This is a genomic window from Arthrobacter sp. NQ7 (assembly GCF_029581595.2).
Lineage (GTDB): Bacteria > Actinomycetota > Actinomycetes > Actinomycetales > Micrococcaceae > Arthrobacter > Arthrobacter phenanthrenivorans_B.
Map to the genome: position 1 here is coordinate 37,912 of NZ_JARFXU020000009.1, position 13,291 is coordinate 51,202.

The following is a 13,291-nucleotide window of genomic DNA, read 5'->3' on the forward strand; positions in this document are numbered from 1 at the left end:
CCCAACATCCCCCGTCTGTAAGGACACCCCCATGACTAATACTCCCCTTCCTGACCACGTTATTGATGGTGGTCATGCGCATGCGTCTGAGACCTCCCTGCACGCGGAGGACAAGGGTTACCACAAGAACCTTAAGCCGCGGCAGATCCAGATGATCGCGATCGGCGGTGCGATCGGTACCGGCCTGTTCCTGGGCGCCGGCGGCCGGCTCAACGCCGCGGGCCCGTCCCTGGTCATCGCCTATGCGGTGTGCGGGTTCTTCGCGTTCCTGATCCTGCGCGCGCTGGGCGAACTGGTCCTGCACCGGCCCTCCTCGGGCTCGTTCGTCTCCTACGCCCGTGAATTCTTCGGCGAGAAAGCCGCGTTCGTCTCCGGCTGGTTCTACTGGATCAACTGGGCCACCACCACCATCGTGGACATCACCGCGGCCGCCCTCTACATGCACTTCTTCGGCAACTACATCCCGTGGATGGCCGACGTCCCGCAGTGGGCCTGGGCACTGACCGCCCTCGTCGTGGTCCTGGCCCTGAACCTGGTCTCCGTGAAAGTCTTCGGCGAAATGGAATTCTGGTTCGCCCTGATCAAGGTCGCCGCCCTCGTCGCGTTCCTGATCATCGGCACCTACTTCGTCATCTTCGGCACCCCCGTGGACGGCCAGCAGGTCGGCATCAGCCTCCTGTCCGACAACGGCGGGATCTTCCCCAACGGCCTGCTGCCCATGATCATCCTCATGCAGGGCGTCCTGTTCGCCTACGCCTCCATCGAACTCGTCGGCACCGCCGCCGGCGAAACCGAGAACCCCGAAAAAATCATGCCCAAGGCCATCAACTCCGTGGTGTTCCGGATCGCCGTGTTCTACGTCGGCTCCGTGATCCTGCTGGCCCTGCTGCTGCCCTTCACGTCCTACCAGAAGGGCGTCAGCCCCTTCGTGACGTTCTTCGGCTCCATCGGCGTCCAGGGCGTGGACGTCATCATGAACCTCGTGGTCCTCACCGCAGCCCTGTCCTCGCTGAACGCCGGGCTCTACTCCACCGGCCGGATCCTGCGCTCGATGTCCGTCAACGGCTCGGCCCCCAAGTTCGCCTCCCGGATGAACAAAGCAGGCGTCCCCTACGGCGGCATCGCGATCACTGCCACCGTGTCCCTCCTCGGCGTTCCGCTGAACTACCTCGTCCCCGCCGAAGCCTTCGAAATCGTGCTGAACATCGCCTCCGTGGGCATCATCATGACCTGGGCCACCATCGTGCTCTGCCAGATCCAGCTCAAGCGCTGGGCCGACAAAGGCTGGGTCCAACGCCCCTCCTTCCGCATGTTCGGCGCCCCCTACACCGGCTACCTCTCCCTGCTCTTCCTCATCGGCGTCCTCATCATGGTCTTCATCGACTCACCCCTGACCATGCTCGTCACCGCCATCGCCTCCATCCTCATGGTCGCCGGCTGGTACGCCTGCCGCCACCGCATCCGCGAAATCGCCGAAACCCGCGACGGCTACACCGGAATGTCCCCGGTGGTCGCCAACGCGCCGGCGGAAACGTTCAAGAAGTAACTGCCCTTAACGACGGCGGCACCCACGTTCCGGATTCCCGGAACCTGGGTGCCGCCGTCGGCGTTTAAGTCAGCTGCTGTCTACTTTGACGGTTTGACCACCATGGCCGATCCGCCGCCGCGCCTGACGGGTTCGGCGGCCGCGAGGGTCCGTCCGTCCTGCAGGAATTCGATGGCGGTGGCCGCCCCGATCTCGGAGGCCGACGTGAAGGAGTCGCCCGATGGAGTCAGGGTGTGGCCGAAGCGCGACGTCAGTGCTGCGCCGTACTTGTCAATGAAGGCAGGCTCAGCAGTGACGCTGGCGGTATTCCGCTGGGAGGCGCGGGGCGCCGCGATGGCGTCCGGCGTGCTCATGCCCAGGTCGATGCGGTTGACCAGGGTCTGCAGCACGGTGGTGATGATGGTGGAGCCGCCGGGGGAACCCAGGGCCAGGAACGGTTCACCGTCCTTCAGGAGGATGGTGGGCGACATGGACGACCGTGGCCGCTTGCCCGGCTCGATCCGGTTTGGATCCGTGGCGCTGTAGACGGTGGAGAAATCGGTGAGCTCGTTGTTGAGCAGGAACCCGCGGCCGGGAACAACCATGCCGGATCCGCCGGTCTGTTCAATGGTCAGCGTGTACTCCACCACGTTGCCCCACTTGTCCGAGACGGTCATGTTGGTGGTGGAGATGTTCTCTGTGTCCTTCTCATCGGCGAGCGCCGCTGGTTTGACGGGGCAGGCGCCGTCGTAATTGGTGACATCGCCCGCCGGAACCGGCTTGGTTGCCGCGTGCATGGGATCCAGTTCGCAGGCGCGCTCCTTGCCGAAGACGGGATCGGTCAGCGCCTTGGTGGGCACCTTCACGAAGGCAGGGTCACCAACGTACTTCGCACGGTCCGCGAAGGCGAGGGCGCTGGCCTCGAGGTAGTGGTGCAGGACGGCGGGCTGGTCCTTCTTCAGCGCCGGCAGGTCGAAAACGTCCAGGATGTTCAGGGACTCCCCCACCGTGGTGCCGCCGCTGCTGGAGGGCGCCATGCCGTAGACGTCATAGCCGCGGTAGTTCACGTGGGTTGGGTCCTGGTCCAGGGCCTTGTAGTGCTCAAGGTCCTCCTCGGTCATGCTACCGACGGGAACCGGCAGGGTGGTGTCCTTGGACTTGGGCGGGTTCTGCACGGTCTTGGCGATCTCCTTGGCCAACGGTCCGTTGTAGAACGCATCCATGCCTTTGTCCGCGAGGAGCCGGTAGGTGGCAGCGAGGTCGTGGTTCTTGAAGACAGCCCCCACTTCCGGCAGCTTGCCGCCCTGCAGGTACAGGTCCCTGGTCGAGGTGAAGGCTTCGAAGCGCTTCTGGTTGTCCGCCGTCTGCTGCCGGAACGTGTCATCCACCACGAAACCGCGGTCAGCCACCTTGATGGCCGGCTTCAGCGCATCCCCGAGGCTGAGGGTGCCCCAGCGCTCAAGGGCCCGTTCCCAGGTTGCGGGTGTTCCGGGAACGCCCACCGAAACACCGCTGGTCACCAGTTCCGGCGTGAAGTTGTACGGCTTGCCGGTCTTGGGATCGATGAAGGCATCTTTCTTGATGCCCGCGGGCGCGGTTTCGCGGCCGTCGATCGTGCTGACCTTCCCGGATTTAGCGTCGTAGTACACGAAATAGCCGCCACCGCCGATTCCGGCGCTGTACGGTTCGGTGACGCCCAGGGTGGCTGCCGCGGCGACGGCGGCATCCACGGCGTTTCCGCCCTTGCGGAGGACGTCGATGGCCGCCGCTGATGCTTCCGGGTCCACGGTGCTGACCGCCCCGCCGTAACCGGTTGCGGTGGGGTTTTTGTCCGTTTGCCGGGGATCGGCGGAAGCGGGGCTGAGCGCCCCGGTGGTCACGCTCATGGCCAGCGCTGCAGTAACAGCTGCGAGCCGGCGTCCAAGATGTGGCATGGTGGCTCCTAAGTGGGGGTTTGAGTGATGTGGGCCACGCTACTCTTCGGGTGCGGGACACTCAACGGCTCCGGAAAGGGAGGGTGCACCATGGCAGGATCCAAGCTCGCAGTAGTGGGCGCGGGGAGCGTCGGGACGTCGTTGGCCTATGCCGCGCTGATCCGCGGCTCCGCCAGCAACATCGCGTTGTATGACGTCAACAGCCCCAAAGCGGAGGCCGAAGCCCTGGACCTCGCCCATGGCAGCCAATTCGCCGCGGCGTCGGCCACCGTCACCGGCGGCGGGGATATCGCCGTCACCGAAGGCGCCGACGTCGTGGTGATCACGGCGGGGGCCAAGCAGAACCCGGGCCAAAGCCGGCTGGACCTTGCCGGGACCAACGTGCGCATCCTGGAACAGCTGATGCCACCCCTGCTTGAGCGGGCGCCGGACGCGGTCTATGTCCTGGTGACCAACCCCTGCGACGTCCTGACGGTTGCCGCCCAGCGCATTTCGGGGCTGCCGCCGGAACGCATCTTCTCGTCGGGAACAGTGCTGGACACCTCCCGGCTGCGCTGGCTGCTGGCCCGGCGGGCGGGGGTCTCCGTCACCAGTGTCCACGCCAGCATGGTGGGGGAACACGGGGACACCGAGTTCCCGCTGTGGTCCGGCGCAACGATCGGCCCGGTGCCCATCCGCGACTGGACGGACGGCGGCAGGCGGATCTTCACGTCCGGGTACCTGGATGAGGCTGCCCGGGAGGTGGTCCAGGCCGCGTACAAGGTCATCGCGGGGAAGGGGGCCACGAACTATGCGATTGGCCTGTCCGGCGCCCGGATTGTGGAGGCGCTGCTCCGCGACGACAATGCCGTCCTTCCCGTATCCACCGTCCTGTCGGGGCTCTACGGGATCTCCGGGGTGGCGCTCTCGCTCCCCAGCGTGGTGGGCCGAGGCGGGGTGCACCGCGTCCTGGAAACGCCGATGGACGACGGCGAGCTGGCAGCTTTGCAGCATTCCGCGGACACGCTGCGGACCACCATGGCACAGCTGGGGCTTTGAACCGGCGTCATGCAACGCCGCCGCAACCCTTTCCGGCACCTGGTTCACATATGCTCACCTGAGACATCCACGCTGGCTCAACGCGGAACCAACAGGAGCACCTCATGACCAATTGGCGGATCAGGGATTTCCATTCGGCGGACCTGGACGGGATCCTGCATTTGTGGGAGACCCTGAAGGCGAACAACGTCGAACCCGTTTACGCCCTGTCCGAGGTGCTTGCCTCGTGCGAGAAGGACCACGCCGTGGTGGCGGTGCTGGGCGAACAGGTGGTGGGCGCCGCCGTGGGGCGTGCCGCCCATGACCAGGGCTGGATCGTGTTCCTGGCCACCCTTCCCGAGTACCGCGGCAGGGGCATCGGCACCTCGCTGCTGGCCGCCGTCGAGAACCGCATGGCCCCGCACGGCCTGAACAAGCTGTCGGCCCTGATGCCCGAATCGGAAACCCGGGTGGAGGCATTCCTGGGCCGGGGCTTCGCACTGAAGAAGAACCTGCGCTACTTCGAGCGCACCATCCCTGTCCAGCGCCAGGAACTCGGCGCCCTGGGCCAGCTGGGCGGCCGCGTCCTGGCCCGCGACCTGTGGGAAAACGTGGCGGGCATGCGCAAGGAGAAGGAACTGCTCGAACGCCGCCTGGTGCTTCCCCTGGCCGAGGCCGACCTGGCCGATGAGTTCGGGGTGGTGCCGCCGCGCGCCGTCGTCCTCTTCGGACCTCCCGGCACCGGCAAGACCACCTTCGCCAAGGCCATCGCCTCCCGGCTGGAATGGCCGTTCGTGGAGGTGTTCCCCTCGCGGCTGGCCGGCGATCCGCAGGGCCTGGCCGGCGCACTGCGCGAAACCTTCCTGGAGATCTCGGAACTGGAACACGCCGTGGTGTTCATCGACGAGGTGGAGGAGATCGCCTCGCAGCGCGCCGGGGATCCGCCGTCGCCCCTGCAGGGGGTCACCAACGAGCTGCTGAAGATCATCCCGGCCTTCCGCGAGCAGCCCGGCCGGCTCCTGGTGTGCGCCACGAACTTCATCCGGGCCTTGGACTCCGCCTTCCTGCGCCATGGCCGCTTCGACTACGTCATCCCCATCGGCCTGCCCGACCGGCAGGCGCGCGAGGCCATGTGGCAGCGCTTCATCCCGGCGGCCGTGGTGGACGGCGTGGACGTGGAGCTCCTGGTGGAGCGCACCGAAGGGTTTTCGCCGGCGGACATCGAATACGCGGCCCGCAGCGCCTCACAACGGGCGCTGGAAAAGGCGGTGTACGACGACGGCGGGCTGGCGTCAGGGGGCCAGGCCTCAGTCCGCGAGGCGGTCAGGAAGGGGCCTTCCACCCAGGACTACCTCGACGCCATCGGGGAGACGCGGACCACCGTAAGCCCCGAGGTGCAGGCCGACTTCCTGGAGGACATTGAAGCCCTGGGACGGGTGTAGGCTGCCAGCCTTCCGGCCGGGGCGTGGGGGACCTTTGCCTCTTTGCCCGGCTGCTGCGCACCGCCAAAGTGGTGCCCATGGCAAAGATCCTGATCCCGTACGGAACCTCGGAGGGCCAGACGGCCCGCATCGCCGACTACATCTCGGACGTGCTGCAGGCCCACGGCCACCAGGCCGACACACTGGACCTCAAGCACGCAGACCACGACCTCCCGGACGGCTATGACGCAGTCATTGTGGGCGCCTCGGTCCATGCCGGAAAACACGAAGGCTACGTGGCCGATTTTGTCCGCAGGAACCTGCCCGCCCTGCAGAACCTGCCGGCCGCCCTGTTCTCGGTCAGCCTCTCAGCCCACGGCGACCCGGAGGACGCGGAAAAGTACGTCGCGGAGTTCGAGAACAGCACTGGCTGGCGGCCGGACAAGGTGGCGATGTTCGGCGGTGCACTCCTGTACACGCAGTACGGGTTCCTGAAGCGCATGATGATGAAAAAGATCGTCAGCAGCCAGGGCAGCCCGGATACCGATACCGGACGGGACTACATCTATACCGAATGGGACGGCGTCCGCCGGTTCGCGGAGGAGTTCCTGGTCTACATCAAGCCCGGTCCGGGTCCGGTGTCGTAGCGGAGGTTCTCGTAGTCAGTGTCGTCCGCCTCGTCCAGCTGCGCATCGAATTCCTCCAGCAGCCAGGGATTGACCCGCGCCAGGATCTTCCGGACCTCGTCCACCTCCACGGCGGCATAGAGCACGGGCCGGGCATCCCGGTACTTGGTCACCGGAGGCTTGTCCGGCCACTTCGCCGCCAGCGCCTCGACACGCTCAGGCAGCGAGTTATGCGCGTTGTCGGCGATCTTGACCAAGGCGGCGTCATGGTCCTCGGCGATCTCACGGATGCCGGACTGGTAATCGTCGGGGTTGCGGTGCAACCGGTTGGTGACGCGCTCAATGATGTCCACGGAGCGCTCAGGAACGCCCATCTCCAGCAGGGCCTGCCGTGTCATCGGCGTGTCCTCGGCGATGTCGTGGAGGTAGCCGGCGATACGGATCTCATCGTCGAAGTCGGCCAGGGCATCTCCGACGGCCAGGACGTGGTCCCGGTAGGGCCGCTTCAGCTTGTCCTTTTGCCGGTTGTGGGCCACCTCGGCGAGGACTTTGGCGGTTTCCACCGTGAATGTTGGCGTCCGGCCCTGGGCCGGAATCTGCTCGTCTGACATCCACCAAGCTTAACCAGCCGGCGGACGCTCCATCCCGGGCCACACCCAGGGTTCGCGGGGCAACTGTGCCGGGTCGAGGGCGTGCAGGGCCTGGTCCAGTGTTCCGGCGGTCAACCCCAGGGACTCCAGCAGCAGGTTCCGCACCTCCCGGGCTGTTACGCCGGCTTGGCCAAGGTCCGCCAGCGTGACCGCGCCGTCGCGCTTGGCCAGCCGTGCGCCGTCGCGGTTCACCACCAGGGGCACATGGACATATTCCGGCACGGGAATATTCAGGAGGGAGGCCAGGTAGGCCTGCCGGGGCGTGGACGGGAGCAGGTCGTCGCCGCGGACCACCTGGTCAATGCCCTGCGCGGCATCATCCACCACAACGGCAAGGTTGTAGGCGGTCACGCCGTCGTTCCTGCGCAGCACGAAATCGTCCACGACGCCGGTGAACGTCCCGTGCATGACATCCTCCACCGTGTATTCATGAACGTCTGCGCGCAGCCGGATGGCCGCAGGCCGGGTGGACCGTTTGTAGTCGAGCTCTGCCCGGTCCAGGTTGCGGCAGGTGCCGGGGTAGGCCCCCTGTGGAGCGTGCGGCGCGGACGGCGCCTCCTGGATTTCACGGCGGGTGCAGAAGCATTCGTAGGTCAGCCCCGCCGCTTGAAGCCGGTTGATCGCCTCGGCGTACACGGATCCGCGGCTGGTCTGTCGCACCACCTCCCCGTCCCAGGTGATGCCCACCGCCGCCAGGTCACGCAGCTGCACCGCTTCCGCACCGGCACGGGCACGGTCCAGGTCCTCCACCCGCAGCAGGAACCGGCGGCCGGTGGAGCGGGCGAAAAGCCAGGCGAGGATTGCGGTTCGAAGGTTCCCGACATGGAGTTCACCCGATGGGCTGGGGGCAAAGCGGCCGGCGGAAGTCATGGAACAACCCTAGACGGAAGCACACAAGAGCCCCTCAGCTACCGATGACTTCCGGGAACCGGGCGTCGGTAGCTCAGGGGCTCTTGCCGTGTTTGCAGAATGAGCGTGGTGTGAACAAGCCTCAATCAGCGGCAGCCTCCTTGCGGGAAACGGTGTCCAGGAGCCGGGTGGTGTGCCGGGGAACCTGTAGCCTGCGGGGGACCAGCGGTAGCTTTTGCCCTTGTTGCCACTATTCCAGCAGACACCCTACAGTTGGGACAACCACCAGTACTTCAGTTGGTCAGACTGACCAATCCATGGAGTTCCCAGCGACAGGAAATGATCAGATTGCAGGAACTGGACCCCACCGACCGGCGCATCCTCAGCGCCCTTGACGAGGATCCCCGGGTTCCCATCATGGTGCTCGCGCAACGCCTGGGCCTTGCCCGGGGAACCGTCCAAAGCCGGCTGGAGCGGATGGGGGCATCCGGAGCCCTCCGCCCCAACAGCAGCCGGGTGCTGCCAGCGGCACTGGGCCGCGGCGTGGCCGCCGCCGTGAGCGCTGAACTGGACCAGAGCCACCTCAACGAGGCCATCGCGGCGCTGCGCGACATCCCGGAAGTGCTGGAATGCCATGCCCCTGCCGGGGACACCGACCTGCTGATCCGCGTAGTGGCCAAGAGCCCGGACGATCTGTACCGGGTGTCCGAGGAGATCCGGCTCTGCCCGGGCATTGTCCGTACCTCCACGAGCATGTTCCTTCGCGAGGTCATCCCATACCGGACCACCGGGCTCCTGAAAGGCCGGCCGGAATAGCCGGCGGGCAACAGGGAACCTCTCCCCATCGCCGCCCGCAGGCTGCCCGGCTAGGCTGGCACGGAAGAGCCAACAGGGGGACAACATGGCGGGGAATTTTTACGGCGCGGATGTGGCGCAGCTGCGGCAACTGGCCAAGGAACTGTCAGCCGGCGCCAACCGGCTTAATGCCCTGGGGCAGCAGCTCGGCAGCAGCATCGGCTCCGGCCTTTGGAAAGGGCGCGACGGCGACAGGTTCCGCAGCGAGTGGACGGCATCGCACGCGAAACTGCTGAGGTCGGCCACTTCAGGGCTTGAATCAGCAGCCAGGACGCTCCTGGCCAATGCGGACGAACAAGAGAAGGCAAGCACCAGCGGTCCGGGCGGCGCCGGTGGGTCCGGAGCCGGCGGGGCTGGCGGGACCGGCGGGGCAAGCGCGCAGGACCTGACGGATACCCTCACCGCCATGACGCCTGCCGAGCGGCGCGCCTACCTGCAGAGCGACGAGTTCCGCCGGTGGGCCCAGGCAAACCCGGAAGCCGCCAAAGCCGCCATGGATGCCGCCGCGGACTCAGGCCTGATCAGCAAGAACTCCAAGGGATACCAGGACTTCCTCAACGACTACTGGAACGGGCAGGCGATGCTGGCCATGGGCATCGATCCGGCCGACTGGGACACATCAAAGGGCACGGAATACAACTGGGAGACCATCGCAAAGGTCTACGACTTCTACGGGCGCGCCTACCTCGCCAATCCCGACCTGCAGTGGGCGGGCATGGCCAACATGATCGGTCCGTCCTTTGCCGGCGGCTTCCGGGACATGGCCATGCTGCGGGACCTGGCACGGCAGATCACCGACAACCCCGCCTCTGACATCCCGCTCCCGGTCCTTGACCAGTTGGAACAACTCGCAGGCATGACGGACGGCGAAATCCGTTTCTATGAGACCAGCATGCTGGACATGAACAAGGAAATCTTCCTGGACCAGGGCCGCCAGCACCAGGCGTACATGGACGGCGGCATCGAGGAAATCAACCGCCTTCGCGACTCCGGCGCCATCGACCATGCCACAGCCAACGCGTGGGCACAGATCGATTCGGGTGATCCCGGCCAGGTCCGGGAAGGTAACACCACACTCCTCTACCGCGAACAAAACGAAATCATCGCGGACGACTACGACGCCATGCGCAGCCACCCCGGAGGCGAAGCGGTAACGTACATGGTCACGCTCGCCGGCGAACCATCCATCCCGGGAGCCAGGAGCTACCCCGAGGTGTTCCCCTACACCTTCAGCGTGGAAAGTCCTGGCCCGGAAGACATCCCGTTCACCAACTGGGACAACCCCGCCCAGTTCCGCACCGACTTCACCACCGGCTTCCCGGACGGCAACATCGCCGACGCGGACCAGCGCTGGAACCTCATCAGGCAGGACACCCTTCCCGCCTACCAGCACCTGCTGGCCACGGACCCCGACCGTGCTGCGCAGATCATCGGCTCCGATTTCAACGGAAGGGTGGACCAATACCGGCCCACCAACAACATTGCCGGCATCATGGACCGCTTCCTTGACGGCTTTGAGGCGGAGGTCCACCAGTGACTGCCACCCACCGTGCCGCCGCACCCGGCCGGCGTGCCGCCGTCGCCAGTGCCCTGATGTCCCTCCTTGTCCTGACCGGCTGCCAGGCCGCCGCGCCGGCTCCGGCCGATCCCACCACCGCCACTTCATCCTCTGCAGGGAGCACCGTGAAAACATCTTCGTTCTCCACCCTTGACGCCGCCGGCGTGGAAAGCATCCGCAACAGCCGGACAGCCCGCCTGGACATGAGTTCGGGGCGCCTCGAGAAGGACGCGGTGCGGGTCACCAAGGACAGCTACGGCCCGGAGATCAACACCCGGGACTTAGGCAAGATCAGCCTCAGCATCCTGGCGCCCAGCGGGGAAATCACGGCGGAAACGGACCGGATCCGTTTCAACACCACGGACTCACGCACGGATTTCAGCGAGGTGACATACTTCCTCACCGCCGGCTCACCCGAGGAGTACTTCGAGCTGATCAGGGACGGCGTGCAGCGGTACGGAATAGCAGCGGATGCGGCCGAGGAATGGATCAGCAGCACCCAGGCGGACCCCGGCTCCAAGAGCGACTTCTCCATCACCCCAGGGACCGGCACCGGGCTGGTGGTGAACTACGATCTCCGCTACGACGGCAGCAAAGACACCCAGGTGATCATCGTCCACGTCCTCCCGGCATCCTGACCCACGGGAAGGTTTCCTAGACCGGCGGGCCGGCGTTGGACTTCAGGTTCTTCATGACGAGTGTTGAGGTCAGCCGCTCCACCCCGGGCAGGGACGTGAGTTCTGTGTCGTAAAAGCGCTGGTAGGCCGGCAGGTCCGCGGCGATGACCTTCAGCAGGTAGTCCGGCGACCCGAACAGCCGCTGGGCCTCCACGATGTTCGGGTTGTCCGCCACCCGGTTCTCGAAGATCTCCATGGTTGGCCGGTCCACCTGCCGGAGCGTGACGAAGACGATCGCCTCAAACCCCAGTCCTACGGCGGCGGGGTCAACGTCCGCCTTGTAGCCCCGGATCACTCCGGACTGTTCGAGGTCCCGCAGCCGCCGATGGCAGGGCGCCACGGTCAGGCCCACCTTCGAGGCGAGGGCGGTGGCGGTCATCCGGCCATCCTCCTGAAGGTGGCGCAAAATATTTCTGTCGATGTTGTCCAGCACGCAATAAACATACTGCGTCTGCTGCGGGGCGCGCGAAAAAGGGACAGCACTTTTGGGGCGATTCTTCCTATGGTTGCTCCTGAGAGACGTTCGACAGGAGAAACCGATGAATCCGCAGCTGTTCCTGGCCTTCCTGGTGGTGGCCGCAGCCTTGGCCTGCACGCCGGGAGTGGACTGGGCGTACACCATCGCGGCCGGACTCCGGCAGCGCAGTTTCGTGCCGGCGGTGGCCGGGCTCTGCGGCGGCTACGTCCTGCACACCGTCCTGCTGGTGGCCGGCCTGGCCGCCGTGCTGGCCGGGATGCCCGGCGTCCTTGGCTGGATAACCCTGGCGGGCGCTGGCTACCTGCTGTGGCTTGGCGTGGGAACCCTGCGGTCCTGGCGCGGCGCAAGCTTCAGCGCGGACGCTTCCGGGGGCGCCGGGACGCAGCTGCGCACCTTCCTGCAGGGAATGGGCACCAGCGGGATCAACCCCAAGGGGCTGCTCTTCTACGTGGCCCTCATACCGCAGTTCGTCAGCTCGGACGCCGCCCTGCCGGTGCCGGTGCAGTCCGGCCTGCTGGGCATGACATTCGTGGCGCTGGCCGGGCTGGTCTACACGGTGGTAGCCATGCTGTCCCGCACCCTGCTCCAGAGCAGGCCCGGCGCGGCGCGGGCGGTGACGCTTGCCAGCGGCATCATCATGGTTGCGCTGGGCGCGGTGCTGCTCGGTGAACAACTGGTGCCCTTCCTGGCCGGCCACTCATAGGCAAACAGGGTCCTAATCCCCGCTGAGTTCCTTCCAGTCCTGCTCCCAGATCCGGCGCATTTCCTCGTCCTTGCGGATGGGCGCCGGAGCCTCCAGCTCCCGCTGGGGTTCAGGGTCCCCGCGCCGGCGACCCCAGTCGCGCGGATTCAGCGAGCGGCGGCTCGATTCCAGCACGAGCAGCGCCCGGTCCGTCAAGGCGTCATTCCGCAGCGCAAGGTGGGTCTTGCGGCGGCGCAGGACCTCGGCGATCGCCTGGTGCGCGGCCTCCAGCCGGCCTTCCCGCCGCAGGGCACGGGCGCGGACCAGCAGCAGGGCGGCCGAAAGGTCGTCCGCGTTCAGCAGCCCCTCCGTCCAATCGATGACGGTGCGGCTGCGGCCAAGTGTGAGGGCCAGCGAGCAGCGGGCCAGGGCCATGGGGAGCGACGGCGGCAGTCCGGTCAGGGCGTCAAGGGCGGCTTCGGTACGGCCGGTCTCGCGCAGCGCATGGGACAGGGCCAGGAACACGGACTCCTCGCTGAAGAGCACGGGAATCTCCACGCGCTCGGCCAGTTCCACCCGGGTGACAATCCGGGTGAGGTAGGCCGACGAGTAGCGGTTGGCCTCCTCGTCGTTCCTGGTGCTGAGACCCCGCTGCAGGAGTTCGGACGCGCGCAAGTAGCCGCCGTGCTTGTAGACCAGGAGCCCGCCCATGAGGTAGCAGAGTCCGGCCCACCCGGGATAGGTGCGGGCCAGGGTGATCAGGCGCTCCGGTTCCCGGCTGCTGAAAACCGCTTCGTGGACGGCTTTGGCGGGCCTGGGCAGCAGGCGCTTGAGCCGGGGCACCTCGCCGTCGATGGACAGCAGGGCAGGGTTGCGGCCGCCCAGCACACCGGTCAGCAGGCCACCCACTCCCTCGGCAAGATCGTGGACCGGGGTGCGCAGCTGTGCCTGCCCGAAGGGCGTGAGGTCGCGGCTGTCCCAGTAGATCGGTGCGGTGTCCCCGGCGCTCATCTTTCCAT

At 66.4% G+C, this 13,291-nt stretch carries 13 protein-coding genes; 8 read left to right on the forward strand and 5 right to left on the reverse strand.

All coding sequences use genetic code 11. From position 1 onward, the window contains the following. Window positions 1-31: 31 nt before the first annotated feature. Window positions 32-1,546 (forward strand): amino acid permease, encoded by a 1,515-nt coding sequence (locus PUN71_RS11385; RefSeq protein WP_277798498.1) that lies wholly within the window; start codon window positions 32-34, stop codon window positions 1,544-1,546. An 80-nt stretch (window positions 1,547-1,626) separates the two neighbouring features. Here the strand turns inward: PUN71_RS11385 and ggt are convergent, their stop codons facing one another. Beyond that, window positions 1,627-3,459 (reverse strand): gamma-glutamyltransferase, encoded by a 1,833-nt coding sequence (gene ggt / locus PUN71_RS11390; RefSeq protein ID WP_277798499.1) that lies wholly within the window; start codon window positions 3,457-3,459, stop codon window positions 1,627-1,629. Between the two features lie 90 nt (window positions 3,460-3,549). Between ggt and PUN71_RS11395 the strand changes: the two genes are divergently transcribed. The 3 genes from PUN71_RS11395 (at window position 3,550) to PUN71_RS11405 (ending at window position 6,544) form a co-directional block, all read left to right on the forward strand. Next, window positions 3,550-4,497, forward strand: a complete 948-nt coding sequence (locus PUN71_RS11395) for an L-lactate dehydrogenase (RefSeq protein ID WP_277798500.1) — start codon at window positions 3,550-3,552, stop codon at window positions 4,495-4,497. A 104-nt stretch (window positions 4,498-4,601) separates the two neighbouring features. Next, window positions 4,602-5,918: an ATP-binding protein gene (locus PUN71_RS11400; RefSeq protein WP_277798501.1), complete on the forward strand. Its 1,317-nt coding sequence runs from the start codon at window positions 4,602-4,604 to the stop codon at window positions 5,916-5,918. Window positions 5,919-5,995: 77 nt separating this feature from the next. After that, window positions 5,996-6,544 carry a flavodoxin domain-containing protein gene (locus PUN71_RS11405; protein ID WP_277798502.1) on the forward strand — a complete coding sequence of 183 codons (549 nt, stop codon included), beginning with the start codon at window positions 5,996-5,998 and terminating at the stop codon, window positions 6,542-6,544. Here PUN71_RS11405 and PUN71_RS11410 read toward each other — a convergent pair. Together PUN71_RS11410 and gluQRS are read right to left on the reverse strand one after the other, a co-directional pair. Further along, window positions 6,511-7,134, reverse strand: coding sequence for an HD domain-containing protein (locus PUN71_RS11410; RefSeq protein WP_277798503.1), 624 nt, complete (start codon window positions 7,132-7,134; stop codon window positions 6,511-6,513). The genes PUN71_RS11405 and PUN71_RS11410 overlap by 34 nt on opposite strands. A 9-nt stretch (window positions 7,135-7,143) precedes the next feature. Further along, window positions 7,144-8,043 (reverse strand): tRNA glutamyl-Q(34) synthetase GluQRS, encoded by a 900-nt coding sequence (gene gluQRS / locus PUN71_RS11415; RefSeq protein ID WP_277798504.1) that lies wholly within the window; start codon window positions 8,041-8,043, stop codon window positions 7,144-7,146. 318 nt (window positions 8,044-8,361) lie between these two features. Here gluQRS and PUN71_RS11420 point away from each other — a divergent pair, with 318 nt between their 5' ends. The 3 genes from PUN71_RS11420 to PUN71_RS11430 all read left to right on the forward strand — a co-directional run bounded on the left by PUN71_RS11420 (window position 8,362) and on the right by PUN71_RS11430 (window position 11,073). Then, complete coding sequence (locus PUN71_RS11420) at window positions 8,362-8,838, forward strand: Lrp/AsnC family transcriptional regulator (RefSeq protein WP_277798505.1); 477 nt, start codon at window positions 8,362-8,364, stop codon at window positions 8,836-8,838. An 85-nt stretch (window positions 8,839-8,923) separates the two neighbouring features. Then, on the forward strand, window positions 8,924-10,414 hold the full coding sequence (locus PUN71_RS11425; RefSeq protein WP_277798506.1) for a WXG100 family type VII secretion target: 1,491 nt from the start codon (window positions 8,924-8,926) through the stop codon (window positions 10,412-10,414). Next, complete coding sequence (locus PUN71_RS11430; RefSeq protein ID WP_277798507.1) at window positions 10,411-11,073, forward strand: hypothetical protein; 663 nt, start codon at window positions 10,411-10,413, stop codon at window positions 11,071-11,073. Before PUN71_RS11425 ends, PUN71_RS11430 begins: the two co-directional genes overlap by 4 nt. Window positions 11,074-11,089: 16 nt before the next feature. On the opposite strand, the gene PUN71_RS11435 is transcribed toward PUN71_RS11430, so the two are convergent. Next, a complete protein-coding gene (locus PUN71_RS11435) occupies window positions 11,090-11,545 on the reverse strand; it encodes an Lrp/AsnC family transcriptional regulator (RefSeq protein WP_082006995.1) in 456 nt (151 codons plus the stop codon). Between the two features lie 106 nt (window positions 11,546-11,651). On the opposite strand from PUN71_RS11435, the gene PUN71_RS11440 reads away from it, so the two are divergent. Next, window positions 11,652-12,293: a LysE family translocator gene (locus tag PUN71_RS11440; protein WP_277798508.1), complete on the forward strand. Its 642-nt coding sequence runs from the start codon at window positions 11,652-11,654 to the stop codon at window positions 12,291-12,293. A gap of 12 nt (window positions 12,294-12,305) precedes the next feature. Here the strand turns inward: PUN71_RS11440 and PUN71_RS11445 are convergent, their stop codons facing one another. Then, the gene (locus tag PUN71_RS11445) at window positions 12,306-13,283 is read right to left on the reverse strand and encodes a hypothetical protein (protein WP_277798509.1); all 978 of its coding nucleotides are present in this window, start codon (window positions 13,281-13,283) and stop codon (window positions 12,306-12,308) included. Window positions 13,284-13,291 lie beyond the last annotated feature (8 nt).